This is a genomic window from Magnetospirillum sp. 15-1 (genome assembly GCF_900184795.1).
Taxonomy (GTDB): Bacteria; Pseudomonadota; Alphaproteobacteria; order Rhodospirillales; family Magnetospirillaceae; genus Phaeospirillum.
On record NZ_FXXN01000028.1, the window covers coordinates 590,505 to 615,697 of the forward strand.

The window sequence follows — 25,193 nt, forward strand, 5'->3', positions numbered from 1 at the left end:
ATCCTCCCAGCTGGCGGACTTTTGCCGCCTTATATTTTTTTATCCCCGGCCGACGTGTTTCCGTCAGCCGATCGCCCCGACCAGGGCCATCGCCACTCCCATCGATCCCCTGACCTTGATGCGCCCCATGGCATAGGCGAGCATCGGGTCCATCTTTCCCGTCATCAACTTTATCAGGTTCTCGGAGCTGATCTTGACGGTGCAATCGCATTCGTCGCCGTCACCGTCGATCAGCACCGCCCGCCCGCCCCGGGCGTCGACCAGATACTGGCCGTCGGCCGTCAGATCGAAACAGACCACCGCGTTAAGGCGTGACAGCTTCGGCAAACTCTCTTCAATCAATCGCTCAAGCTCGTCGGCAGACATCGGCTCGCCCCTTGCGTCGCTCAATTGACGTTTACGTAAACATCAACACTCAGGCATGTCAACGCCATTTCCTCGGTAATTGATGCGGCGGCCGCTGGCGCAACAGGGATAGCACGCGGCAAAGAGCGCGGTTTGCCGCCATTTCCCCACAAAACCACGGTGCGAACCTCATATAATCAGGAGGCGAGCCGGCTTTTAGGAATATGCCGAAATGGTGATGATTTTTTATGTTGACGTAATCGTCATGTTTGTGCCGAATAGATATGCCGAGAGCAAGCACCATATGCAGGTCGGGAAACGGCCCCTCGGTGGAGGCAAACGATCATCCGGGGAGTCACGCGGCCGCGGCCGCGACCATGGCTTTCATCATACTGATGCGCTGCACCGATGGCTGGCTTCGATCTCCGGTTCGTCAGGGTAGGCCGCTGAGCTGATTGTGGAATCCTCCATGCATCAACGTCTGTCGCCGTTCCGGCCGGAGCGGCGACGCAGGGCCAAGACTTGAACAGGACTGGGGGATTAACGATGAGCAGTAGGTCACGTTCCGGAGGATTGGGTCTCGCCGCCGTGGCGGCGATGGTTTCGGCCTCCCTGGGGGGAGCCGCCAGAGCGGAGCAGTTCGAATACGAAGGGTGGCAGGGCAACTGGAACACCACCGTGTCCCTCGGCTCGACCTGGCGCGCCCAGGACCCCAATCCGAAGCTGTTCAAGGCCGCCGACGGCGCCTCGATCGGATTGGCCGGCGGCACCGGCGGCAGCAGCAGCGATGCCAACACCCTCAACTCCAAGGCCGGCGACCGTGTCTCGACCATCTTGAAGATGGTCAGCGACCTGGAGATCAAGAAGGACGACATGGGCGGCCTGGTCCGCTTCAAGGCCTGGTACGACGAGGCGCTGAGCGCCGAACGCGTCCGCTACGGCAACATGGCCGACAATTACGCCAAGGGAACTTCCCTGTCGGACAGCGGGCTGGAAACCAGCCAGCAGTTCAAGGGCGTTCAGTTGCTGGACGCCTATGTCTACAACACCTTCGACGTGGCCAACCGGCCGCTGCAGGTCCGCCTGGGGCGCCAGTCCCTCAACTGGGGCGAAAGCCTGTTCTTCCAGGGCGTCAACCAGATCAATCCCATCGACGCCCCCGCCCTGCGGCGGCCCGGCGCCGAGGTCAAGGAGGGCATGCTGCCCATCTGGGCCATCGACGCCAACGCCAATCTGGGGGCCGGCGTCTCGGTGGAGGGCTTCTATCAGCTGGCCTGGGAACCGACCACGGTCGAGGCCTGCGGCACCTATTGGTCTTCCCTGGATATCCAGGCGAGCGCCAATCCGGGCCAGTGCAACAAGATCGTCGTCGGCTCCACCTCGTCGGCGGCGGCCATCGCCAGCGGGACCTACGCCCCGCTGAACCCCGGCAAGAAGGCCCGGTCGCTGGGCGAGTTCGGCATGGCCGTCCGGCTTTCCGCCGACCCGATCGACACGGAATTCGGCCTTTACGGCATGAACATCCATTCCCGCACCCCGATCATCACCGGCAACAAGGGAACATGGGGCAGCACGGCGGCCGGCGTGATCAACGCGCAATCGACCAAGAATCCGCTGATGGCCCATCAGATCAGCACCAACGCCCTGCTGGCCGGCAAGGGCATCGTCTCCGCCTCCGCCTTCTGGGAATATCCCGAGGACGTCCAGGTGTTCGGTGCCAGCGCCGCCACCACCGTCCTGGGATGGTCGGTGGGGTCCGAGATCAGCGTCATCCCCAACCTGCCGGTGCAGCGCAACGCCAACGATCTCCTCAACGGCCTGCTGAACCAGACCGGACCGCTGGCGTCATTGGTGACCTCGACGCCCAGCATGGGCGACATCAGCGGTTATGACCGCTTCACCAAGACCCAGTTCCAGCTCAACGGCATCAAGACCTTCGGCGGCGTGGCCGGCAGCGCGAAATCGACCCTCGCCGCCGAAGGCGCCTTCCAGTGGGTCAATGTCCCCGACTACCGCGACGGCACCTCCGTCCGCTACGGCCGGTCATTCATCTTCGGGACCGGCTCCAGCGCCGGCAACAACACCTGCAGCGGCAGCAACAATCCCCAGGCCGACGGCTGCCGGAACGACGGCTACGTCACCCAGTTCTCGTGGGGTTACCGCCTGCGCGGCCAACTGGAATATCCGCAGATCTTCGACACCGCCGTGACCTTCACTCCCAGCATCTACTTCGCCCACGACGTCAAGGGCGTCTCGGCCGACGGACAGTTGAACGAGGGGCGCATGGCCATTGGCCTGGGAAGCCGCTTTTCGTTGTCCCAGCAGTACAATCTGGACATGAACTACGTCTATTACGGCGACAACGCCAAGTATGATCCGCTGCGGGATCACGACTTCTACTCGCTTAGCATCAGCGCCAGCTTCTGACGGGAGGCCAGTTCCATGAAGATCAGCACCATTCCTCTTGCGTCCATCGCCCTGGCCCTGTCCCTGGCGTTCCCCGCCGTCGCCGGCCCGGCCCGGACCGACATCGAGCGCCTGGGCGCCGACCTGACCCCGGCCGGCGCCGAGAAAGCCGGCAGCAAGGACGGCGCCATCCCGGCCTGGGACGGCGGACTGAGCAAGGCGCCGGCCGGCTGGAGCCCCGGCCAACCCTATGCCGACCCCTTCGCCGACGAGAAGCCGCTGTTCACCATCACCGGCCAGAACGCCGAGCAGTACAAGGACAAGCTGTCGCCCGGCCTGCTGGAACTGCTCAAGAAGTATCCGACGTTCCGCATGCCGGTCTATCCCAGCCACCGCACCGTCGCCCTGCCCAAGGCGGTGACCGATCAGGCCAAGGCCCAGGCGGACAAGGTCGAGATCGAGGGATTCGGCGTCAAGAACCTGGGGACCTCGAACATTCCGTTCCCGATCCCCAAGACCGGCATCGAGGTTCTGTGGAATCATCTGGTCCGCTATACCGGCGGCGGGCTGGAGGACGATTACTCCACCTTCCTGGTTCGCGGCAGCGGCGATTATTCCCGGTTCGGCCTGCGCCTCAAGCGCATCTATGCCGGCAACCTGGAGGGCGCCCGCGACGGCGAACTGATGCGCTACATGTCCTTCTACACCTATCCGGCCTCGCTGGAGGGCACCATCTATCTGGTCCAGGACCCGGTCAACCAGGTGGAAAGCAGCCGCGCCGCCTGGATTTACAATGCCGGCCAGCGCCGCGTCCGCCGGGCGCCCGACCTTGCCTACGACATGATCACCGACGGGTCCGAGGGCATGTACGTGGTCGATCAGGTGGACGGCTACAACGGCGCCCCCGACCGCTATGACTGGAAGCTGCTGGGCAAGAAGGAACTGTACGTCGCCTACAACAGCTACAAGATCGGCGACAAGAGCCTCAAATACGCCGACATCATCCAGAAATCCTCCATCAACCCCGACGTGGTCCGCTACGAGCCCCACCGGGTCTGGGTGGTCGAGGGCACGCTGAAGTCGGGCGCCAAGCACTTGTACGGCAAGCGCACCTTCTACATCGACGAGGATTCGTGGAACGTCCTGCTCGAGGACGCCTACGACACCCGCGGCGGCCTGTGGCGGGTCGGCATCCACGGCCTGATCCAGTACTACGACGCCCAGGTTCCGCTGTACGGCTTCAACCTGTGGCACGACCTGACCAGCGGCGGCTATGCCCTTTACGGCATCAACAACGAGACCAGGGCGGTGCGCAAGATCGGCACCACCGGCAAGGCGAGCGACTTCGAGCCCGACGCGCTCCGCCGCGCCGGCACCAAGTAGGGATCGGGGCCGCCTGTCGCCGGCGGCCCCTTTTCATTCCACCGACTTTGAGAATGCCGTCCATGACCAGACATTCCATCGCCATCCTTCTCCTCGCCCTGGCTCCGCTGATCGGTCCCGCAGCGGCCGAACCGGTGGCGGTGGCGCATCCCGACGCCATCATCCTGCTCGATCTGGTCCGCGAGGGGGCCTCGCTGATCGCGGTGGGCGAGCGCGGCACGGTTCTGCGCTCCGACGACGATGGCGGCACCTGGAGCGCCGCCATGCCCGCCACCACGCGGACCCTTACCGCGCTGGCCTTCGGCCGGGACGGCACCGGCGTGGCGGTCGGGCATGGCGGCACGCTGCTGAGGACCGCCGACGACGGCCGCACCTGGCAGGCGGTCGAGGTTCCGGCGGCCGGCAGGGATTCCCTGCTGGGGGTCGTGGCGCTGGGCGATGGACGCTTCATCGCCCATGGCGCCTTCGGCCTGTTCCTCCTGTCCGACGATGCCGGCCGGACCTGGACGCGGCACACCATCCTGGGCGACGAGTTCGACCGCCATATCTACAAGATCGTGGCGCGGTCGCCGCGCGATCTGCTGCTGGTGGGCGAATCGGGGACGTTGGCCGTCTCGGCCGATGGCGGCGCCACCTGGCGCATGCGTACCCCGCCCTATGCCGGCTCGTTTTTCGGAGCCATCGTCGCCCGCGACGGCGCCGCCCTGATCTTCGGCATGCGCGGCCACGTCTATCGCTCCACCGCCCCGGACGGGGAATGGAGCGCCGTGCCCGTGGACACCAATACCGCCTTCAACAATGGCCTGACCCTGGCCGACGGGCGCCTGATCCTGGCGGGAAACAACGGCGTCGCCGCGATCAGCGACGACAACGGCAAGACCTTCCGCGCCGTCAAGGCCGCGCGGGGCGCCAATCTGGCCCAGATCGCCGAAGCGCGCTCCGGCACCCTGATCGCCGGCGGCGATGCCGGCATTCTTCGTCTTGATATGCCGACGGCAGAAAACAAGGACTCCCGACATGGGCGATAGAGTGATGGCAAGCCCGGTGTTCGAGGAGAAGGGGCTGGAGGCGCGGAACTTTTCGGTCGGCTGGGTCGGTCGGCTTTCCTACCAGATCTTCCACTGGCGCAGGACCCTGCTGGCCCTGGGCATCCTCATCACGCTGGGCCTGGGCTATTCCGCCACCCATCTGTGGGTCGACGCCAGCTTCGAGAAGATGATCCCCCTGCACCACGAGTACATGAAGACGCTGCTGCGCTACCGCGACACCTTCGGCGGCGCCAACAAGATCATCGTCGCGGTCAAGGCCAGACAGGGAGACATCTACGACAAGGCGTTCATGGACACCCTGCGCGCCGTCACCGAGGAAATCTTCTTCATCAAGGGGGTCGAGCGCTCGTCGGTCCTGTCCCTGTTCAGCCCCAACGTCCGCTACACCGAGGTGGTCGAGGACGGCTTCCGGGGCGGCACCATCGTCGATTCGGACTTCAGCGGCAGCCCCGAGCAACTCCGCAAGATCCGGGAGAACACCCTGAAATCCGACTGGGTCGGGCGCATCGTCGCCACCGACCAGACGGCGGCCCTGGTGGTGGCCAATCTGCTGGACGGCCAGGTGGACCTGCAGCGGGTGGCGCATCAGCTCGAAGACATCCGCACCCGCTACCAGACCGATGCCATCACCTTGCACGAAATCGGCTTCGCCAAGGCGGTGGGCGATTTCGCCGAGGGTGCCGCCGGCGTCGTCACCTTCTTCGCCGTGGCCTTCGTGATCACCGCCCTGCTGCTGTACTGGTATTGCCGTTCGGCCATGCTGTCCGCCTGCGCCCTGGTCTGCGCCCTGGTGCCGGTGGTCTGGCTGCTGGGGCTGCTGCCGATCCTGGGAATGGGCATCGATCCCATGTCGATCCTGGTCCCCTTCCTGATCTTTTCCATCGGCGTCTCGCACGCCGTGCAGATGACCAATGCCTGGAAGCTGGAAAGCCTCCACGGCGCCGACGGCGTGACCGCGTCGCGCAACAGCTTCCAGAAGCTGTTCATTCCGGGCGCCATGGCCCTGCTGGCCAACGCCCTGGGCTTTCTGGTCATCACCATGGTCGATATCGACGTCGTGCGCGAGCTGGCCATCACCGCCACCCTCGGCGTCTCCATCATGATCCTGACCAACAAGCTGCTGCTGCCGGTCCTGCTGTCCTTCATGAAGCTGTCGCCGGCCGACGCCCAGCGGCTGAACGGCATGGAAACCGCCGGCGACCGGCTGTGGGAGCGCGTCGCCCCCCTGGCCTCCCGCCGGAACGGCCGCTGGGCGTTGCTCCTGGCCCTGGCGCTGCTGGGGCTCGGATTGTGGGAGGCGCGGGACCTCAAGATCGGCGATCTCGGCAAGGGCATTCCCGAACTGAGGGCGGACTCCCGCTACAATCGGGACATCGAGATGATCACCAGCCATTTCGCCATCGGCGTCGACCACCTGCAGGTGGTCGCCGAGGCCAGCGGCGACGAATCCCCCTGCGTCGACCGCGAGGTGATGGACAAGCTGGAGGACTTCGAATTCATCATGCGCCAGACCGACGGCGTCGCCTCGGTGCGCGGCCTGGTGGGCTTCGTCAAGACCGTGACCCAGGGCTTCGCCGAAACCAGCGTGAAATGGCGCGTCCTGCCCGAGGAGAAGATGCAGATCGCCCAGGGGGTGGGCTATGCCCGGCGCATGGGCAACGAGCTGATGAACGCCAACTGCACGGCCATGCCCCTGACCATCTATCCCCGCGACCATCAGGCCGGCACCATCACCCACATCATCGAGCGCATCCGCGCCTTCAAGGCGGAGAACGACTCGGACAAGGTCCGCTTCCGTCTGGCCGCCGGCAACGTGGGCGTCATGGCGGCGACCAACGAAGCGGTGGCCGCCGCCGACAAATGGGTGAACCTGACCCTGTTCCTGTCGGTGAGCCTGCTGTGCCTCGTCACCTTCCGCTCGTGGCGGGTCACCCTGTGCATCGTCATCCCGCTGGGCATCGTCACCGTGCTGTGCAACGCATTGATGGCCGCGCTGGGCATCGGGCTCAAGGTCAACACCCTGCCGGTGGTGGCATTGGGAGTGGGCGTCGGGGTGGATTACGGCATCTATCTGTTCGAGCGCATGAAGCATGAAATGCGCGAGCGCAACCACTGCCTGGAGGAGGCTTTCGCCACCGCCCTGAAGCAGCGGGGAACCGCCTCGGTCTTCACCGCCGTCACCATGACCATCTCGGTCGCCACCTGGGCCTTCTCGGCGCTGAAGTTCCAGGCCGACATGGGCATCCTGCTGGCCTTCATGTTCCTGGTGAACATGCTGGGCGCCATCTTCCTGCTGCCGGCCTTCGCCGCCTTCCTGGTCGGCGACGGCAAGGGCCCGTCCCATGCGCATCGGCAATAGGATCGCCGCCGGCTTCACCGTCGTGGTGGTCCTGGCGGCCATCATCGGCGGCGTGGGCTGGTTCAGCCTTCACTCGGTCGGCACCGCCGCCGCCGCCGCCCGTCAGGCGCAGTCCCTGGCCACCCTGATCGACGGTATCCGCGCCGACGTCCTGCGCTACCGCCACGAGCCCGAGGACGGGCTGGCCGCCGAGGTGACGGCGCGCCTTGACGGCGTCGCCCCGCTTCTCGCCCAGGTCATCGCCGCCTCCCGCTGGGACGGGAGCGACGCCGAGGGCGCCAGGGCCGCCGTCGATGAGTTCGGCGCCGCCTTCGCCGCCCTGGTGGAGGCCAGCCGGCGCAACGCCGCCTCGCTGGAAAGCATGGAGCGGCGCAGCGACGAGATCACCCGGTTCACCGAGGATTTTCCCGATTCCGCACCCGAGGACGCGCGGGAGCAGGTGTTCTCCATGCGTCTGGCCCAGGCTTCCATGCACAGCATCGAGCAGGGATTGCGGGGTGGACGCATCGAGACGGCGACCGCCGAAATGATGGCGGCGCTGCGCCCGCTGTTCACCGCCACCATCAAATTGAAGCAGATGACCTCGGGTCCGCTGGCCGAACAGGTCGCCAAGGTGGCCGACACCGTTCACCAATACCGCACCGAATTCGAAAGCGTGCGCGAGGTCGCCGACCACCGGCGCACCGCCGACGAGCGGATCGCCCAGGCGGTCAACCGGCTGGAGGAACTCCTGCGCGGCGATGCCGAACGGGTCAAATCCTCCATGGAGCGGGTTCAGCGCACCTCGACCTGGCTGCTGCTGGCCGGGGTGCTTCTGGGGCTGTCGGCGGGAACCGGCATCGCCATCGTCCTGACCAAGGGCATCGTGCGGCCGGTCCGCACCCTGACCCACCTCATGGAGGACCTCGCCACCGGCAATCTGGCGGTCCAAGTCGCCGGCACCGACCGGGTGGACGAGATCGGCGCCATGGCCCGCGCCGTCAAGGTCTTCAAGCAGAACGCCGAGGAGGTCCGCAGTCTCCAGGCCGATAAGGCGGCGCAGGAAATCCGCGCCCGGCAGGAACAGCGCGAGGTCCGTCTCCGCCTCGCCGAAACCATGCGCGAGACCCTGGGCTCGCTGGTGCACGGCGTGACGGAAGCCTCGTCCCGGCTGGAGCATTCCGCCCAATCCCTGTCCGCCAGCTCGGTCCAGACCTCGCGCCAGGCCCAATGGGTGGCGGAGGCGGCCCATCAGGCCCTGACCAGCCTGGAGAAGGTGCTGTCCTCGGCCGAGGAATTGTCGAGGTCAGCCACCGAGATCGGCGGCAGCACCGCCGAATCCTCGGAAATCGCCCGCGAGGCGGTGGCCGGAATGACCCGCACCGATCAGACCCTGGGCGAGCTGTCGCAGTCGGCGGAAAGCATCACGGCGGTCATCAGCCTGATTCAGACCATCGCGGCCCAGACCAACCTGCTGGCGCTCAACGCCACCATCGAGGCCGCCAGGGCCGGCGAGGCGGGCAAGGGCTTCGCCGTGGTCGCGGGCGAGGTCAAGGCGCTGGCGACCCAGACCTCCTCGGCCACCGTGGAGATCAGCCGGCAGATCGAAGCCATCCAGACCGAAACCGGCGATACCATCGCGGCGATTCGCGGCGCGGGAAAGATCATCTCGCGCATGGATCACATCTCGGCCCTCGTCACCGCCACGGCGGAAACCCAGACCTCCGCCACCCGCGACATCGTCGACACCCTGAGCCGGGCGGCCACCGATACCCGCGATGTCTCGCTCAACATCAAAGGGGTGACCCAGGTCGCCGAGTCCACCGGCATCGAGGCGGCTCACGTGCTGGACGCGGCCCGGAGCCTCGCTCACGACGCCCAGATGCTGCGCCGCGAGGTGGAAGCCTTCATCGCCGGCGTATGCCGGGAATAGGCTGCGGCCGAAGTGTCTAGTGCTGCCCCGCCATGGGGCAGCCGCCGCAGCCCATGGGCGTGCCGCAGGAGGGCGGCGGGACGGCCGCCGCGCGGCCCTTGCCCACGTTGGGAGCCATGATGGCCTTGCCCACTTCCTTGTCGCCGCATTCGGGACAGGTCAGCGCGCCGGCGTCCTTCTTGGCATCGTAATCGCCGCTGTTGTCGAACCACTCCTCGAAGTGATGATCGTGGGAACAGCGCAGGGTGTAGAGGATCATGTCGGGCTCTCATGCAAGGAAACCGCCCCCGTTATAAGGGAGCGGTTTCCGCCGTTGCAATGTTGTTGGCTTAGAAGCTGTCGTCGCCGCCCACGTCGTAGCCGGGATCGAAATCGGCGTAGCCCTGGTCGTCGGCCACGTTGCTGTCGTAGCTGACCTGGGGGCTGTCGTAGCTGGCCTGGGGCGCGTCGCCGCCGGCCGCCGGGGTGGACGAGCCGTAGTAATTGTTGATGGTGGTGTTCTCGGTGATGGTCTCCGAGGCGGGCTGGGCGCCGCCGCCCCAGGGCGAACCGCCGGCATGGCCGCCGGCGAACATGCTGGAGATGCCGTTGGCCAGCAGCATGCCGCCGGCCACGCCCACCGCCGCGCCGGCCGCCGTACGCAGGAAGCTGCCGCCGGCCGAGGGCTGCCCGCCCCACGGCGAGGCCTGGGGCTGGGCATATTGCTGCGGCGGAGGGGCGTATTGCTGTTGCTGGACCTGCTGCTGCGGCGGCTGGGTCGAGGGCACCGAACCGCGCCCGCCGCCCCAGGGATTGCCCGGCTGACCGAAGCCGCCCGCCTGTTGCGGCGGCTGGGTTCGTCCGGCCAACTGGGCCTCGAGGTCGCGGATGCGGGCCTCGTGCTCCTTGATGGCCATTTCCTGCACCACCACCGCCTCCACCAGATTGTAGGCGGCGTCGGGCACCGCGCGCATCCGCTCGAGGATCAGGGCCTCGGCCTCGCGGTCCTTGTTGCCGCCCGCCAGCCTGGCCAGGCGGTCGAACACGCTTTGGATCAGGTCACGTTCGGAGGGGGTCATGGTTCGCCTTCCCGATTGAGAAACTTTCGCCCCACAATGTAGGTGCGAATCACGGCAAGTCCATGGCAGAAAATTATCATTACAAATCATTAAGTTGGCGAATTACCCTCTCCCAATTTGGGGAAATTTCACCCGATCGCGCTTGACTCTCCCGCGGACCCCTCCTAGATGGTTGGCACTCGTCGCCGGAGAGTGCTAACAGCGCCCCGGCTGGATCGAACCGTCTTACGGAGGTTATTCCCAAAATGAAGTTCAGACCGCTCCATGATCGCGTGCTGGTGAAGCGCCTCGACGCCGAAGAGAAGACTGCCGGCGGCATCATCATCCCCGACACCGCCAAGGAAAAGCCCATGCAGGGCGAAATCATGGCTGTCGGTTCCGGCACCCGTGGCGATGACGGCAAGCTGGTCGCCCTGGACGTCAAGGCCGGCGACCGCGTGCTGTTCGGCAAGTGGTCCGGCACCGAGGTCAAGATCGACGGCGTCGATCTGCTGATCATGAAGGAATCCGACATTCTCGGCATTCTCGCCTAACCCACGAATTCTATAGAGGTTAAGACAAATGGCTGCCAAGGAAGTCAAGTTCTCCACCGACGCCCGCACCCGCATGCTGCGCGGCGTCGACATTCTCGCCGACGCGGTGAAGGTCACCCTGGGCCCCAAGGGCCGCAACGTGGTGATCGAGAAGTCGTTCGGCGCGCCCCGCATCACCAAGGACGGCGTCACCGTCGCCAAGGAGATCGAGCTGGCCGACAAGTTCGAGAACATGGGCGCCCAGATGGTGCGCGAAGTGGCCTCGAAGACCGCCGATCTGGCCGGTGACGGCACCACCACCGCCACCGTGCTGGCCCAGGCCATCGTCCGCGAGGGCGTCAAGGCCGTGGCCGCCGGCCTCAACCCCATGGACCTGAAGCGCGGCGTCGATCTCGCCGTGGCCGCCGTGGTCGCCGACGTCAAGTCGCGTTCGCGCAAGGTCGCCACCAATGCCGAGATCGCCCAGGTCGGCACCATCTCCGCCAACGGCGAGAAGGAAATCGGCGACATGATCGCCAAGGCCATGGAAAAGGTCGGCAACGAGGGTGTCATCACCGTCGAGGAAGCCAAGGGCCTGGACACCGAGCTGGACGTGGTCGAGGGCATGCAGTTCGACCGTGGCTACACCAGCCCGTACTTCGTGACCAACGCCGAGAAGATGACCGTCGAGCTGGATAACCCCTACATCCTGCTGCACGAGAAGAAGCTCAGCGGCCTGCAGCCCCTGCTGCCGGTGCTCGAGCAGGTGGTCCAGTCGGGCCGTCCGCTGGTGATCATCGCCGAGGACATCGAGGGCGAGGCCCTGGCCACCCTGGTGGTCAACAAGCTGCGCGGCGGCCTGAAGGTCGCGGCCGTGAAGGCTCCGGGCTTCGGCGATCGCCGCAAGGCCATGCTGGAAGACATCGCCATCCTGACCGGTGGCCAGGTGATCAGCGAAGACCTGGGCATCAAGCTCGAAAGCGTCAACCTGGAGATGCTGGGCACGTCCAAGCGCATCACCATCACCAAGGAAGACACCACCATCGTCGACGGCTCGGGCAAGAAGGGCGACATCGACGCCCGCTGCAAGCAGATCCGTGCGCAGATCGAGGAGACCACCTCGGACTACGACCGTGAGAAGCTGCAGGAGCGTCTGGCCAAGCTGGCCGGCGGCGTGGCCGTCATCAAGGTCGGCGGCGGCTCCGAGATCGAGGTGAAGGAGCGCAAGGATCGCGTCGACGACGCCCTGCACGCCACCCGCGCCGCGGTCGAGGAAGGCATCGTCCCGGGCGGCGGCGTCGCCCTGCTGCATGCCGTCAAGGCCCTGGAAGGCCTGAAGTCCGGCAATCCGGATCAGGAAGTCGGCATCGGCATCGTGCGTCGCGCCCTGCAGGCTCCCGTGCGTCAGATCGCCGAGAACGCCGGCCATGACGGCGCCGTGGTTGCCGGCAAGATCGGCGAGTCCAAGGATCTGGCCTTCGGCTTCGACGCCCAGACCGGCGTCTACACCGACATGATCAAGGCCGGCATCATCGACCCGACCAAGGTCGTGCGTACCGCCCTGCAGGACGCCGCTTCCGTGGCCGGCCTGCTGATCACCACCGAAGCCATGATCGCCGAGCGTCCCAAGAAGGACGTGGGCGGCATGCCCGGCGGCGACATGGGCGGCATGGGCGGCATGGGTGGCATGGGCGGCATGGACTTCTAAGTCCGGGCCAGCCAACGCTTATCGCGTTAAAGGAAGCCCCTCTCCCGGCAACGGGAGGGGGGTTTTTCTTATGGAGGCGACTCCCCCCTTGCGCCACCGCCTTCGGACCGCTACCGTAACCACACTTCGCCAACGTATTTTTCCGAGGCTTCACAGTGCTGGACGGCAGGCGGGTTCTTCTCATCATCTCGGGCGGTATCGCCGCCTACAAGTCGCTGGAACTGATTCGCCGCCTGAAGGATCGGGGCTGCGCCGTACGCTGCGTCCTGACCAAGGGCGGGGCCAATTTCGTAACGCCGCTGGCCGTATCGGCGCTGTCGGGGGACAAGGTCTATCAGGAGACCTTTTCGCTGACCGACGAGGCCGAGATGGGCCATATCCGCCTGTCGCGCGAGGCCGATCTGGTGGTGGTGGCGCCGGCCACCGCCAACCTGCTGGCCAAGATGGCGGCGGGCATCGCCGATGATCTGGCGTCGACCGCGCTGCTCGCCACCGACAAGCGGGTGCTGGTGGCGCCGGCCATGAACACCATGATGTGGGAGCACCCCGCCACCCAAGCCAATCTGGCCCTGCTGGAATCGCGCGGCGTGACCCGCATCGGCCCCGGCGCCGGCGATCTGGCCTGCGGCGAGGTGGGGGCGGGCCGCATGGCCGAGCCGGCCGAAATCCTGGCGCGCATCGAGGCCATGCTCTCCGACGGTCCCCTGAAGGGGGTCAAGGCCGTCGTCACCAGCGGCCCGACGCACGAGGCCATCGACCCGGTGCGCTTCATCGCCAACCGCTCGTCGGGCAAGCAGGGCCACGCCATCGCCGCCGCCCTGGCCGCCCTGGGCGCCGAGGTCACCCTGGTCAGCGGCCCGGTGACCATTCCCGATCCCGCCGGCGTGGGGGTGGTCAAGGTGGAAAGCGCCATCCAGATGCTGAACGCCGTGCGCCAACATCTGCCCGCCGACGTGGTGGTCTGCGCCGCCGCCGTCGCCGACTGGACAGTGGCCAACCGCGCCACCGAAAAGCGTAAGAAGAAGGTGGGTGATCCACCGCCCACCATCGAGCTGACGCCCAATCCCGACATCCTGATGACGGTGTCCAGGGCAGAGGGGGCGGCGCGGCCCAGGCTGGTGGTGGGCTTTGCCGCCGAGACGGAAAAGCTGCTGGAGCACGCCGCCGACAAGCTGGCGCGCAAGGGCTGCGACTGGATCGTCGCCAACGACGTGTCCGAGGCAAGCGGCACCTTCGGCGGCGATGCCAACACCGTTCATGTGATCGATGGGGCCGGCACCGAATCCTGGCCCGCCATGGGCAAGGACGAGGTGGCCCGCAAACTGGCCGAGCGCATCGCCAAGGCTTTGGGGAAAGCATGATGACGAGCGAGGCGAAGCCGAAGCGCGGGCGCATTGGGCGCCCCGGAGCGACACCGGAGCGAAGCGAAGGTGGGAAGTGGAGGAGCCAAGCGCGCGGAAGCGCGCGCCCGGCGTTTGAGGGGCTTCAACAATGACCGAGATTTTGATTCGACGCCTGGAGCACGCCGCCGAGCTGCCCCTGCCCGCCTACGAGACCGCCCATGCGGCCGGCATGGACCTGATGGCCTGCATTCCCGCCGATATGGAGCTTGCGCCCGGCAAGCGCGCCCTGATCCCCACCGGCTTCGCCATCGCCCTGCCCGAAGGCTTCGAGGCCCAGGTGCGGCCGCGTTCGGGACTGGCCGCCAAGCACGGCATCACGGTGCTCAACGCGCCGGGCACCATCGACGCCGATTATCGCGGCGAGATCGGCGTCATCCTGATCAATCTGGGCGAGACCGCCTTCGCCATCAGCCGCGGCATGCGCATCGCCCAGATGGTGATCGCGCCGGTGTCGCGGGCCCAGTGGCGCGAGGCGGAAAGCCTGGACGACACCCAAAGGGGGACCGGGGGCTTCGGCTCGACCGGCACGGGAAGGAAGGGCTGACCGACCATGCTTCGTCCATCGAAGAAAATGCTGTTCGCCATCGAGGCGGTGCTGGACATCGCCTACCACGCCGGCGGCGAGCCGGTGCAGAGCCGCGAGATCACGCGGCGCCAGGGCATTCCGCGGCGCTATCTGGAGCAGACCCTGCAGCAACTGGTCCGCGCCGGTATCCTGGTGGGCGTGCGCGGCCCGCGGGGCGGCTACCGTCTGGCGCGCGAACGCCGCCGCATCTCGGTGGGCGAGGTGGTCCGCGTGGTCCGCGCGCTGGAAACCGCCGAGGACCCCTACCAGGACATGCCCGCCTCGGAACTGGGCAAGCACGTCATCCGTCCCATGTGGGGCGACCTGACCGAGGAGATCATGTCCCGCCTGGACGCCATCTCCATCGACGAGCTGTGCATGCGCGCCTACAAGGGCGGCATTCCCAGCGAGGCGCATCAGAAGTTGGACTTCATCATCTAACCTTGGTACGATGTAGTTAAGCATCGTATTACACCATTGTTGTGGGGAATTCGAGATGACCACTTCCGCCCCCGCCTTCCGCGGCAAGATCTACGACAGCATCATCGACACCATCGGCGCCACGCCGCTGGTCCGCTTCAAGCGCATGGCCGCCGAAGCCGGCGCCAAGGCCGACATCCTCGGCAAGCTGGAGTTCTTCAATCCCCTGGCCTCGGTCAAGGACCGCATCGGCTTCGCCATGATCGAGGCGGCCGAGGTGTCGGGCCAGTTGAAGCCCGGCGGCACCATCATCGAGCCGACCTCGGGCAATACCGGCATCGCGCTGGCCTTCGTCGCCGCCGCCAAGGGCTACAAGCTGATCCTGTGCATGCCGGAAAGCATGTCGCTGGAGCGCCGCAAGATGCTGCAGCTCCTCGGCGCCGAGATCGTGCTGACCCCCGCCTCCAAGGGCATGACCGGCGCGGTGCGCCAGGCCGAGGAACTGCTGGCCTCCACGCCGGGCGCCATCATGCCGCAGCAGTTCAAGAACGAAGCCAACCCGGCCATCCACGAGCGCACCACCGCCGAGGAAATCTGGAACGACACCGACGGTAAGGTGGACATCATCGTGTCGGGCGTCGGCACCGGCGGCACCATCTCCGGCATCGGCCACGTGCTGAAGAAGCGCAAGCCCGGCCTGAAGATGGTGGCGGTGGAGCCCGAGGACAGCCCGGTGCTGTCGGGCGGCGCCCCCGGCCCCCACAAGATCCAGGGCATCGGCGCCGGCTTCATTCCGGACATCCTGGACCAGGGCATCATCGACGAAATCCTGCAGATCGGCAACGAAACGGCCCTGGCCACCGCCCGCAAGGCGGCCAAGCTGGAAGGCATTCCGGTGGGCATCTCGTCGGGCGCGGCCATCGCCGCCGCCCTGGAACTGGGCTCGCGCCCCGAGAACGCCGGCAAGGTGATCGTCGCCATCATCCCCAGCTTCGCCGAACGCTACCTGTCGACCGCCCTGTTCGATCAGGTGTAGAGGCGCCTCGGAACCATCCTATATAGTCGTCACCCCCGGACTTGATCCGGGGGTGACGATTTCGCAGGGACCACTCAATGGACTTCACCGAGGAGCAGATCCACCGCTACGCCCGCCACATCATCCTGCCGGAGGTGGGCGGCATCGGGCAGGCCAAACTCCTCGGGTCCTCCGCCCTGGTGATCGGGGCGGGCGGCCTGGGCTCGCCGGTGATCCTTTATCTCGCCGCCGCCGGTGTGGGAACCATCGGGGTGATCGACGACGACGACGTGGAGCTGTCCAATCTGCAGCGCCAGATCATCCACCGCACCTCCAACGTGGGTGCGGCCAAGGTGAACAGCGCCGCCGCCGCCGTCGCCGACATCAACCCCGACGTCAAGCTGGTGCCCATCCGGGCCCGCCTGGACAAGGACAACGCCCGGGAGATCTTCCGCGACTTCCAGGTGATCGCCGACGGCTCGGACAACTTCCCCACCCGTTTCCTGGTCAACGACGCGGCGCGGCTGGAGGGCAAGACCCTGGTGTCGGCCGCCATCCTGCGCTTCGACGGCCAGTTGGCCACCTACAGGCCGGGCGGCCCCTGCTATCGCTGCATCTACCGCGAGGCCCCGCCCGAGGGCCATGTCCCCACCTGTTCCAGCGCCGGAGTGCTGGGCGCCATCGCCGGCACCATGGGCGCCATGCAGGCCACCGAGGTGATCAAGGAATTGCTGGGCATCGGCGAATCCCTGTCGGGCAAGCTGGTGATCTACGACGCCCTGTCGGTCACCTTCCGCACCGTGCGGGTGCCGCGCGACCCCGGCTGTCCCCTGTGCGGCGACCATCCCACCATCACCGATCTGTCGTCCCATGGGAGCACCGCCAATGTCTGCGGCTGAAGGCCGCGGCGGGCCGGACAAGCTGTCCATCGTGGTGTTCTCGGGCGATTTCGACCGTATCCACTATGCCCTGGTGATGGCTGCGGCAGCGGTGGCCTCCAACACGCCGGTCACCCTGTTCTTCACCATGTGGGCCGGCCGCGCCCTGGAAGCCCCGCTCGCCGACGGCTCCGCCGCCTGGACCCGGCTGAAATGCTCCGACGGCGGCTCGGCCAAGGCCATGGACGACGGCTTCAAGGCCAAGGGCGTGGGCAGCTTCGAGGAATTGCTGGAGGCCTGCGTGGCGCTGGGCGTCACCGTCATGGTCTGCGAGATGGGTCTGAAGGCGCTGGGCATGGACCCCGAATCCCTGCGTCCCGACGTGCCGGTCGCCAGGGGCGGCGTGGTCACCTTCCTGGCCGACGCCTCCAAGACCGGCGGGATGCTGTTCATCTAACCGTCATCCCGGACGGCGCGACCATCTCCTAGAATGCCTTCGCCGTTATTCGGGGGAGAGGATCATGATGCGTGGTGTCGCCGTCGCCCTGGCGCTGTGCGCCGCCACGTTTCCCGCCCTTGCCGCGCCGGCGGGCCTGGAGAAGATCAACCACATCGTGGTGATCTATCTGGAAAATCGCAGCTTCGACAATATGTTCGGCACCTTTCCCGGCGCCGACGGGCTGGACGCCGCCAAGAGCGCGCCGCCGCAGGTGGACAAGGCGGGCAATCCCTACGCCGCCCTGCCCCCCATCCTGGACGAAAAGAGCAAGGAGCCCGACCCGCGCTTTCCCGCCCGGCTGGCCAATGCCCCCTTCGACGTCGGCCCCTTCGTCACCCAGACCGAAAAGCATCGCGACCTCGTCCATCGCTTCTACCAGAACCGGGAGCAGATCAACGGCGGACGCAACGACAAGTTCGCGGCATGGTCCGATGCCGGCGGCCTGGTGATGGGCTATTACGATACCGCCAACACCCGGCTGTGGGCTCTGGCCAAGGAGTTCACCCTGGCCGATAATTTCTTCCAGGCGGCCTATGGCGGCTCGTTCCTGAACCATTTCTGGCTGATCTGCGCCTGCACGCCGCGCTACGAGACCGGACCGACGGCCATCCGCGCCCAGTTGGACGCAGACGGCCATCTGGTCAAGGACGGCGCGCTGACCCCCGACGGCCATGCGGTCAACACCATCTTCTCGTTCTATCCGCCCTATCCGCCCTCGGCCACCGATCTGGCGAAGCGGCTGCCGCCCCAGACCATGCCCAACATCGGCGACCGGTTGAGCGACAAGAAGGTGTCGTGGGCCTGGTATTCCGGCGGCTACGCCGCCGCCATGGCCGGGCGCAACGAAGGCAATTTCCAGTATCACCACCAGCCCTTCGTCTATTTCGCCAGCACCGGCGAGGGCACCGCCGCCAAGGCCGCCCACCTCAAGGACGAGACCGAGCTGTTCAAGGCGGTGGCTCGGGGCCGGCTGGAGAGGGTGGTGTTCTACAAGCCGGTGGGCGACGAGAACCAGCATCCGGGCTATGCCGACGTGGCGGGCGGCGATGCCAAGGCCGGCCGGCTGATCGACGCCATCCGGACCAGCCCGCTGTGGAAGGACACCGCCATCATCGTCACCTACGACGAGAACGGCGGCTTCTGGGATCATGTGGCGCCGCCGGCCGGCGACGCCTGGGGACCGGGCACCCGCGTCCCCGCCCTGGTCATCTCGCCCTATGCCAGGCGCGGATTCGTCGACCACACGGCCTATGACACCACCTCGATCCTCAAGCTGATCGAAACCCGTTTCGGGTTGGAGCCGCTGGGCGGACGCGACGCCCGGGCCAACGACATGACCGCCGCCTTCGACTTCCGGCGGACGGCGCGGTAGTTACCAAGCGTTACCATTTTCCCGTCCCGGCGACATTCGCGGGTTACGCCCCCCCTGTAGAACGGTGTCATTCCGATCCACCCGTTCACAGGTGCCCCCATGACCCGCATCACCGCCATCACCGCCTCCGTCGCCATCGCGCTGGGCATCGCCGCCCTGGTGAACGTGGCCCGCGCCGCCGATCAGGCCGTTCCCGCCCCGCAAACCGCCAATTTCGAGCGCATGACCCGCCATTGCGGCGACATGGACGCCCGCATGGCCGCCCACATGGCCTATTCCGAGGTCAAGCTGAAGCTGACCGAGGCCCAGAAGGCGGATTTCAAGCGCCTGACCGAGACCATGAAGGAGGCCTCGGCCCCCATGCGCAAGCTGTGCGAGGACAGGGCCGATCCGGCCAAGCTCACCACCCTGCCCGAGCGCATGGGCCGCATGCAGCGGCAGGCCGAGGCCCGCACCGAAGCCCTGCGCAAGGTGGTGCCGGCCATGACCGCCTTCTATTCGACCCTTTCCCTGGAGCAGCAGAAGATCGCCGACGACCTGATGCCCGGCGCTGGCGGCAAGGGCGGCTTCGGCCGCGGCCATGGTCATGGCCACGGCATGATGCATCACTGAGACCCGCCCACGAAAAAGCCCCCCGGAGCATCGCTCCGGGGGGCTTTCCTTTGGCGGATAATGCCTAGAACATCGAGGCCAGGACGCGGTCCGGCGGCTGGTGGCCGTCGGCGAAGGTCTTGATGTTGATCAGCACCTTCTCGCCCATGTCGATGCGGCTTTCGATGGTCGCCGAGCCCAGATGGGGCAGCAGCACCACGTTGTCCAGGGCCAGCAGCTTGGGGTTCACCGCCGGCTCGTGCTCGAACACGTCGAGGCCGGCGCCGGCCAGATCGCCACGGATCAGCATGCGGGTCAGCGCGTTCTCGTCGACGATCTCGCCACGCGCCGTGTTGACCACGTAGGCGTGCTTGGGCAGCAGTTCCAGGCGCCGGGCCGACAGCAGGTGGAAGGTGGCCGGGGTGTGCGGGCAGTGGACGGTGATCACGTCCATGCGGGCCAGCATCTGGTCCAGGCTTTCCCAATAGGTGGCTTCCAGCTCGGTCTCGATGTCGGGATGGACGCGCTTCCTGTTGTGGTAGTGGATGGACATGCCGAAGGCCTTGGCGCGACGCGCCACCGCCTGGCCGATGCGGCCCATGCCGATGATGCCCAGACGCTTGCCCCAGATGCGGTGGCCCAGCATGAAGGTCGGGCTCCAGCCCTTCCAGTCGCCGGAGCGGATCAGGCGCTCGCCCTCGGCGATGCGGCGCGGCACCGACAGGATCAGCGCCATGGCCATGTCGGCGGTATCCTCGGTCAGCACGCCGGGAGTGTTGGTGATGATGATGCCCCGCTGGCGGGCGGTGGCCAGATCGATGTGATCGACGCCGGTCCCGAAATTGGCCACCAGCTTCAGATTGGGGCCGGCCTGGGATAGGACGCCCGCATCGATGCGGTCGGTGACGGTGGGGACCAGCACGTCGGCGATCTTGACGGCCTCGATCAGCTCGGCCTTGGTCATGGGATGATCGTCGACGTTCAAGCGGGTGTCGAACAGTTCCATCATCCGGGTTTCGATGGCGTCGGGCAGCTTGCGGCTGACCACGACGACGGGCTTCTTGTGCGGCATTTCCTGTGTCCTCCCGGAACGTTTCCTCAAACGACCTAGCAACTCGGAGACCCCTTGTCCAGAGCCCATTTGGACCTTCTTTAAAAGGCAAACACCGGCTCGCCTTGACCGGGTCGGGCCGGGGCACTCTATAATACGCCGCCGGAGGAATGATGGACTGCCGACGTTGGGGGATAATCGAAATGCGTAAATGGGGGGCGACCGCCCTGGCCGCCTTGCTGCTTTGCCTGGCGCCGGCCGCGCTGGCGGGCGAGGCCAGCGGCCTGCCGCTGCCCCGTTTCGTGTCCTTGCGCTCGGACGAGGTCAATCTGCGGGCCGGGCCGGGACAGCGCTATCCCATCGACTGGATATATTCGCGCAAGGACCTGCCGGTGGAGGTGATCGCCGAGTTCGAGGCCTGGCGCAAGATCAGGGACTGGCAGGGCACCGAGGGCTGGCTCCACCAATCCATGCTGTCGGGGCGGCGCATGATGGTGGTGATCGGCGGCCAGCGCACGCTGCGCGCCGGCGATTCCGACAGCGCCGACGCCCTGGCCCTGGTGGAGCCCGGCGTGCTGGGCCGTCTGCTGCAATGCCCGCGCAACCGGGACTTCTGTCGGGTGGAGATCAACCAGATCCAGGGCTGGTTCAAGCGCGACGAGATCTGGGGCGTCTACAAGGGCGAGTGGATCGAATAAAACGGGGACCGGTTCCCGAGGCTCATCCTCCCCGAGTTCCGGCCCCCGCCGTCAGCCCGCCCGGAAGGGGAAGGGCAGGCGTTTCTCACTCATCCTCGTAGGAACCGGTTTCCGCGCCCCGATGGCAGGCCACGCAATTGGACCGGGTCATCACCTCGGGCCGCTTCCATTCCCGCTCGGAGATGCGCTCGTGCTTGGCGATGAAGCGCGGCGTCTCGGTGATGCGCAGCGGCGTCTCGGACAGGGCGATGCCGCGCAGCGCCTTGCGCCCCGCCTTGCCGCCGCCCGTATCGGCGGCGCCCGCCACCAGCACCTGGCGGATACGTTCGGCCTTGTCGGACGCCATGCCGGCGTTGTCGCCGAAATGGTCGGACAGCTGGCCCATCATGCGGGTCCACGAGCGGGCCGGCAGGAAGGCGGGCTGGAAGGCCATGTGGCACTCGCCGCAGGCCTTGAGGGTTTCGGGATCGGTCACCGGGCGGACATGGTCGGCCAGGGCGGGAAGGGCGGACAGGCTGAACACCGCCGCGAGGATGATCCGCTTCATCATTTGCTCTCCATATAGGCGATGTAGTCGCCCTTCTCGGTCGCCGAGCAGACCCGGCCCAGCACGGTCTGGCAGTCGCGGTCGAAGCGCTCTTCCACCTTGGCGGCATCGGTGAAGCGCTTGGGGTTGGCCGATACCGCCACCGGCTTGATGGCGCGGCCGGTCTTGGCGTGGCGGCCGTCGGCGGTGGGGTCGGCGGTGTGGCAGGTGGTGCAGGACGCATAGTCGGGGCTGGCGGTATTCTTCGATTCGAACAGCGCCCGGCCGCGCTCGGGCGAGAAGCCGGCGAAGCCCGGCCCGGCCTGCCGGGCATAGCCGGCCTTGATGGCGTCGCGGGCCGCATCGGCGGCAAAGGCGGCGGGAGCGGCCAGCAGGGCGATGGCGAACAAGGCGGCGGTCGAGCCCTTCAGCATCTCGCGCACCCGGCGGCCCTGGAAGATCCAGGCGATGATGGCGGCATGGGCCAGCACCAGCCAGAGCGAAGCCTCGGCCAGTCCCTCGTGCAGGTCCTCCAGGGCGGGGATGACATCGGCGGCGATGCCGGTCACCCCGGCCACCGCCATGCCGCCCACCAGGATGGCGGCCATCCAGGCGAACAGGGGATTGCGGCCGGGCTTGGCCCAGGTCAGGCGGGGCTTGGGCAGGGCCAGCGGCCCACCGGCCGAGCCGACCAGCGCCAGGGCCAGGCGCAGCACGACGGCGCCCACCACCCAATAGCCGGAAAACACGTGCATGGCGTAGGTGTCCTCGTCGGCGGTGACATAGGCCACCAGGAAGCCTCCGGCCAGGGCGGCATGCCACAGGCGGAGCAGGCGGAATTCCCAGCGGGCGTTCATCAGTGGTGCTCCTCGTGGAAGGGGAAGGAAACCGGCTGCACGGTGGCGGCATAGGCATAAGCGCCCCCGGCGACGATCAGGGCGGCCATCAGGCCGTGAACGATCATGCGGGTCAGCATGGCGGAACTCCTTGTTGAAAAATTACCGGGTCCGTGAATTCATCTGGGCGGAGGATAGGAGCACGGCCCTGAACCGGGCGTGACCCGCCGGTTCATCCGCCGTTCATGCGGCGCGGACGATGATTTGCTCATGAAAACCATTCTAGCCATCCTGCTTCTCGTCTCCCTCCCCGCCTTGGGCGGCGAAGACCACGACCGCATTCGCCGCGCCGTGCAGGCCGGCGAGATTCTGCCGCTGTCGCGCATTCTCGAGCAGGTGGACCGCGATTATCCCGGCGAGCTGATCGAGGCCGAACTGGAAGACCGGCACGGCCATCCGATCTATGAGATCAAGCGCCTGACCCGCGACGGGCGGCTGCTGAAGCTCTATTACGACGCCGCCGACGGCACCCGGCTCAAGGTCAAGGAGAAGCGATGAGAGTCCTGGTCGTCGAGGACGAGCCGCAACTGACCCTGGCGCTGGAACGCGCCCTGGAAGCGGCGGGCTTCGCGGTGGACACCGCCTATGACGGCGAGAACGGCTGGTACCTGGGCGACACCGAAAGCTATGACGCGGCCATCCTCGACCTTGGTCTGCCCAAGGTCGACGGCATCACCGTGCTGGGCCGCTGGCGCGAGGCCGGGCGGACCATGCCGGTGATGGTGCTGACGGCCCGCGCCCGCTGGGCGGAAAAGGCCCAGGCCTTCAACGCCGGCGCCGATGATTACGTCACCAAGCCCTTCGAGATGGAAGAGGTGGTGACCCGCATCCGCGCCCTGATCCGCCGCGCCGCCGGCCATGCCTCGCCCGAGATCACCTGTGGAAGCCTGCGCATCGACACCATCGGCGGAAAGGTCAGCCGCGACGGCATGCCGGTGACGCTGACCGCCCAGGAATTCCGCATCCTGTCCTATCTCGCCCATCACCAGGGACGGGTGGTCAGCCGTTCGGAACTGGTGGAGCACGTCTACGACCGCGATGCCGACCCGGATTCCAACGTGCTGGACGTGCTGGTGGCCCGCATCCGCCGCAAGCTGGGCGTCGATGTGATCCACACCCTGCGCGGCCAGGGCTGGCGCATGGAGGCCCCCGAAAACGAGGGCCCCGGACAATGACCGCGCGTGACTCCCTGCATCGCCGCCTGATCCTGGGGGCCGGAGCCTGGGTCGTCCTGGCCCTGGGAATCGGCGGCTGGGTGCTGAGCCACGCCTTCGCCGACAGTGCCGAACAGGCCTTTGTCCGGCGTCTCGATACCCATCTGCGCGCCCTGCTGGCGGTGGTCGAGCCGGAAAACGGCAATCCGATCTCCGTGGGGCGGCCGGCGGGCGAGCCCCGTTTCGAGCAACCCTATTCCGGCTGGTACTGGCAGGTCTCGGACGGTGCCGGCATCAACGCGCGCTCGCGCTCCCTGTGGGATTTCGCCCTGCCCATGGCAACCGACGGCATGGCGGGCAGCATCCAGATGCATCGGGAGAGCGGGCCGCGCGGCCAGAATCTCGAGGTGATGGAACGCGACCTGCTGCTGGACGAGAGCGGCCGGCGCCTGCATGTGGCGGTGGCCGGCGACCGCGCCGAGGTGGAGGAGGAAATCCGCCGCTTCCGGCTGTTGCTGACCCTGTCCCTGGGCGGATTGGGGCTGGGGCTGCTGGCCGCCGTGGCGGTGCAGGTGAGCTACGGCCTCAGGCCGCTGCGGCGGCTGGAGGACGAGTTGGACCAGCTGACCCACGGCGCCGGCCGCCTGGACGGCGCCTATCCCCAGGAAATCGCCCCGCTGGTCGAGGCCATGAACCGGGTGCTGGAACACGACGACCGGCTGATCCGCCATGCCCGGAACCACCTGGGCAATCTGGCCCACGCCTTGAAGACGCCCCTGGCGGTACTGCGCACCGAGTGCGGTGCCATTCCCGGAGTGGCGCCGCAGGTCGAGCGGGTCAGCCGCCTGATCGACCTGCATCTGGCCCGCGCCGGCTCCGAGGCCTCGTCGTCGCGGGCCATGGGGCGGCGGGTCCCGCTGGCCCCGCTGCTGGCCGACCTGGACGGCGCCCTGCGCAAGGTCTACGCCGAGCGCCGGCTGGACATCACCATCGACTCGCCGCCCGAGGCCGATTTCGCCGGAGAGCCCGACGATCTGGCCGAAATGGTCGGCAACCTGATGGACAACGCCTGCAAGTGGGCGGCGACACGGGTGCGGGTCAGCGCCCGGCGGGGGATGATCCGGGTCGAGGACGACGGGCCGGGCCTGACGGCGGAACAGGCCGAGGCGGCGGCGCGGCGCGGCATCCGCCTGGACGAAAGCGTGCCGGGCTCGGGCCTGGGATTGGCCATCGTCGCCGATCTGGCGGCGTTGGGCGGCCTGAAGCTCGGCTTTGGCCGCTCGCCATGGGGCGGACTGGCGGTCAGCCTGACGGAAGAGGCCGCGGACATGGCACCCCGGCGGCCAGACGACCGCGAATGAGCGTGACAGCGCGCCTGCCTTGTTTATCATGG

General features: G+C 67.0%; 25 protein-coding genes. 19 read left to right on the plus strand and 6 right to left on the minus strand.

All coding sequences use genetic code 11. From position 1 onward, the window contains the following. Positions 1–63: 63 nt before the first annotated feature. Positions 64–366: an SCP2 sterol-binding domain-containing protein gene (locus CP958_RS24060; RefSeq protein ID WP_096704701.1), complete on the minus strand. Its 303-nt coding sequence runs from the start codon at positions 364–366 to the stop codon at positions 64–66. Between the two features lie 525 nt (positions 367–891). On the opposite strand from CP958_RS24060, the gene CP958_RS24065 reads away from it, so the two are divergent. From CP958_RS24065 to CP958_RS24085, 5 genes are all read left to right on the plus strand, one after another. Beyond that, positions 892–2,772 carry a DUF1302 domain-containing protein gene (locus CP958_RS24065; RefSeq protein WP_096704702.1) on the plus strand — a complete coding sequence of 627 codons (1,881 nt, stop codon included), beginning with the start codon at positions 892–894 and terminating at the stop codon, positions 2,770–2,772. 15 nt (positions 2,773–2,787) lie between these two features. After that, positions 2,788–4,134, plus strand: coding sequence for a DUF1329 domain-containing protein (locus tag CP958_RS24070; protein ID WP_096704703.1), 1,347 nt, complete (start codon positions 2,788–2,790; stop codon positions 4,132–4,134). A gap of 62 nt (positions 4,135–4,196) precedes the next feature. Continuing rightward, a complete protein-coding gene (locus CP958_RS24075) occupies positions 4,197–5,162 on the plus strand; it encodes a YCF48-related protein (RefSeq protein WP_170959096.1) in 966 nt (321 codons plus the stop codon). Continuing rightward, the gene (locus CP958_RS24080; protein WP_197706451.1) at positions 5,152–7,542 is read left to right on the plus strand and encodes an efflux RND transporter permease subunit; all 2,391 of its coding nucleotides are present in this window, start codon (positions 5,152–5,154) and stop codon (positions 7,540–7,542) included. The genes CP958_RS24075 and CP958_RS24080 overlap by 11 nt, the downstream gene beginning before the upstream one ends. Then, on the plus strand, positions 7,526–9,454 hold the full coding sequence (locus CP958_RS24085) for a HAMP domain-containing methyl-accepting chemotaxis protein (RefSeq protein ID WP_096704706.1): 1,929 nt from the start codon (positions 7,526–7,528) through the stop codon (positions 9,452–9,454). The genes CP958_RS24080 and CP958_RS24085 overlap by 17 nt, the downstream gene beginning before the upstream one ends. Positions 9,455–9,470: 16 nt before the next feature. On the opposite strand, the gene CP958_RS24090 is transcribed toward CP958_RS24085, so the two are convergent. Continuing rightward, entirely contained in the window at positions 9,471–9,713 is a 243-nt protein-coding gene (locus CP958_RS24090) for a DUF1178 family protein (RefSeq protein WP_096704707.1), read from the minus strand. Between the two features lie 70 nt (positions 9,714–9,783). Beyond that, positions 9,784–10,512, minus strand: coding sequence for a DUF2076 domain-containing protein (locus CP958_RS24095; RefSeq protein WP_096704708.1), 729 nt, complete (start codon positions 10,510–10,512; stop codon positions 9,784–9,786). A gap of 245 nt (positions 10,513–10,757) precedes the next feature. On the opposite strand from CP958_RS24095, the gene groES reads away from it, so the two are divergent. The 10 genes from groES (at position 10,758) to CP958_RS24145 (ending at position 19,496) form a co-directional block, all read left to right on the plus strand. Next, the gene (gene groES / locus CP958_RS24100) at positions 10,758–11,045 is read left to right on the plus strand and encodes a co-chaperone GroES (protein ID WP_096704709.1); all 288 of its coding nucleotides are present in this window, start codon (positions 10,758–10,760) and stop codon (positions 11,043–11,045) included. Positions 11,046–11,073: 28 nt separating this feature from the next. Beyond that, complete coding sequence (gene groL, locus CP958_RS24105) at positions 11,074–12,732, plus strand: chaperonin GroEL (protein ID WP_096704710.1); 1,659 nt, start codon at positions 11,074–11,076, stop codon at positions 12,730–12,732. 155 nt (positions 12,733–12,887) lie between these two features. Beyond that, positions 12,888–14,093, plus strand: a complete 1,206-nt coding sequence (coaBC, locus tag CP958_RS24110) for a bifunctional phosphopantothenoylcysteine decarboxylase/phosphopantothenate--cysteine ligase CoaBC (protein WP_096704711.1) — start codon at positions 12,888–12,890, stop codon at positions 14,091–14,093. A gap of 130 nt (positions 14,094–14,223) precedes the next feature. Then, positions 14,224–14,679: a dUTP diphosphatase gene (gene dut, locus CP958_RS24115; RefSeq protein ID WP_096704712.1), complete on the plus strand. Its 456-nt coding sequence runs from the start codon at positions 14,224–14,226 to the stop codon at positions 14,677–14,679. 6 nt (positions 14,680–14,685) lie between these two features. Continuing rightward, complete coding sequence (locus CP958_RS24120; RefSeq protein ID WP_096704713.1) at positions 14,686–15,141, plus strand: Rrf2 family transcriptional regulator; 456 nt, start codon at positions 14,686–14,688, stop codon at positions 15,139–15,141. 55 nt (positions 15,142–15,196) lie between these two features. Continuing rightward, complete coding sequence (gene cysK, locus CP958_RS24125; RefSeq protein WP_096704714.1) at positions 15,197–16,156, plus strand: cysteine synthase A; 960 nt, start codon at positions 15,197–15,199, stop codon at positions 16,154–16,156. 77 nt (positions 16,157–16,233) lie between these two features. Next, a complete protein-coding gene (gene moeB, locus CP958_RS24130) occupies positions 16,234–17,034 on the plus strand; it encodes a molybdopterin-synthase adenylyltransferase MoeB (RefSeq protein WP_096704715.1) in 801 nt (266 codons plus the stop codon). Continuing rightward, on the plus strand, positions 17,021–17,470 hold the full coding sequence (locus tag CP958_RS24135; protein ID WP_096704716.1) for a DsrE/DsrF/DrsH-like family protein: 450 nt from the start codon (positions 17,021–17,023) through the stop codon (positions 17,468–17,470). Before moeB ends, CP958_RS24135 begins: the two co-directional genes overlap by 14 nt. Before the next feature lie 64 nt (positions 17,471–17,534). Further along, a complete protein-coding gene (locus tag CP958_RS24140; RefSeq protein ID WP_096704717.1) occupies positions 17,535–18,884 on the plus strand; it encodes an alkaline phosphatase family protein in 1,350 nt (449 codons plus the stop codon). A gap of 99 nt (positions 18,885–18,983) precedes the next feature. Further along, entirely contained in the window at positions 18,984–19,496 is a 513-nt protein-coding gene (locus CP958_RS24145) for a Spy/CpxP family protein refolding chaperone (protein ID WP_096704718.1), read from the plus strand. A 64-nt stretch (positions 19,497–19,560) separates the two neighbouring features. Here the strand turns inward: CP958_RS24145 and CP958_RS24150 are convergent, their stop codons facing one another. After that, positions 19,561–20,547, minus strand: a complete 987-nt coding sequence (locus tag CP958_RS24150) for a D-glycerate dehydrogenase (protein WP_096704719.1) — start codon at positions 20,545–20,547, stop codon at positions 19,561–19,563. Between the two features lie 182 nt (positions 20,548–20,729). Here CP958_RS24150 and CP958_RS24155 point away from each other — a divergent pair, with 182 nt between their 5' ends. After that, positions 20,730–21,224 (plus strand): SH3 domain-containing protein, encoded by a 495-nt coding sequence (locus CP958_RS24155; RefSeq protein WP_242443124.1) that lies wholly within the window; start codon positions 20,730–20,732, stop codon positions 21,222–21,224. A gap of 85 nt (positions 21,225–21,309) precedes the next feature. On the opposite strand, the gene CP958_RS24160 is transcribed toward CP958_RS24155, so the two are convergent. Next, positions 21,310–21,774 (minus strand): diheme cytochrome c, encoded by a 465-nt coding sequence (locus CP958_RS24160; RefSeq protein WP_242443125.1) that lies wholly within the window; start codon positions 21,772–21,774, stop codon positions 21,310–21,312. Further along, complete coding sequence (locus CP958_RS24165; protein ID WP_096704720.1) at positions 21,771–22,607, minus strand: DUF1924 domain-containing protein; 837 nt, start codon at positions 22,605–22,607, stop codon at positions 21,771–21,773. Before CP958_RS24165 ends, CP958_RS24160 begins: the two co-directional genes overlap by 4 nt. A gap of 249 nt (positions 22,608–22,856) precedes the next feature. On the opposite strand from CP958_RS24165, the gene CP958_RS24170 reads away from it, so the two are divergent. Genes CP958_RS24170 through CP958_RS24180 form a run of 3 tightly spaced genes read left to right on the plus strand, consistent with a single transcriptional unit; the run spans position 22,857 to position 25,161 of the window. After that, on the plus strand, positions 22,857–23,144 hold the full coding sequence (locus CP958_RS24170; RefSeq protein WP_096704721.1) for a PepSY domain-containing protein: 288 nt from the start codon (positions 22,857–22,859) through the stop codon (positions 23,142–23,144). Then, positions 23,141–23,821, plus strand: a complete 681-nt coding sequence (locus CP958_RS24175) for a response regulator transcription factor (protein WP_096704722.1) — start codon at positions 23,141–23,143, stop codon at positions 23,819–23,821. Before CP958_RS24170 ends, CP958_RS24175 begins: the two co-directional genes overlap by 4 nt. Beyond that, positions 23,818–25,161, plus strand: coding sequence for an ATP-binding protein (locus CP958_RS24180; RefSeq protein ID WP_096704723.1), 1,344 nt, complete (start codon positions 23,818–23,820; stop codon positions 25,159–25,161). The genes CP958_RS24175 and CP958_RS24180 overlap by 4 nt, the downstream gene beginning before the upstream one ends. The last annotated feature ends 32 nt before the right edge of the window (positions 25,162–25,193 follow it).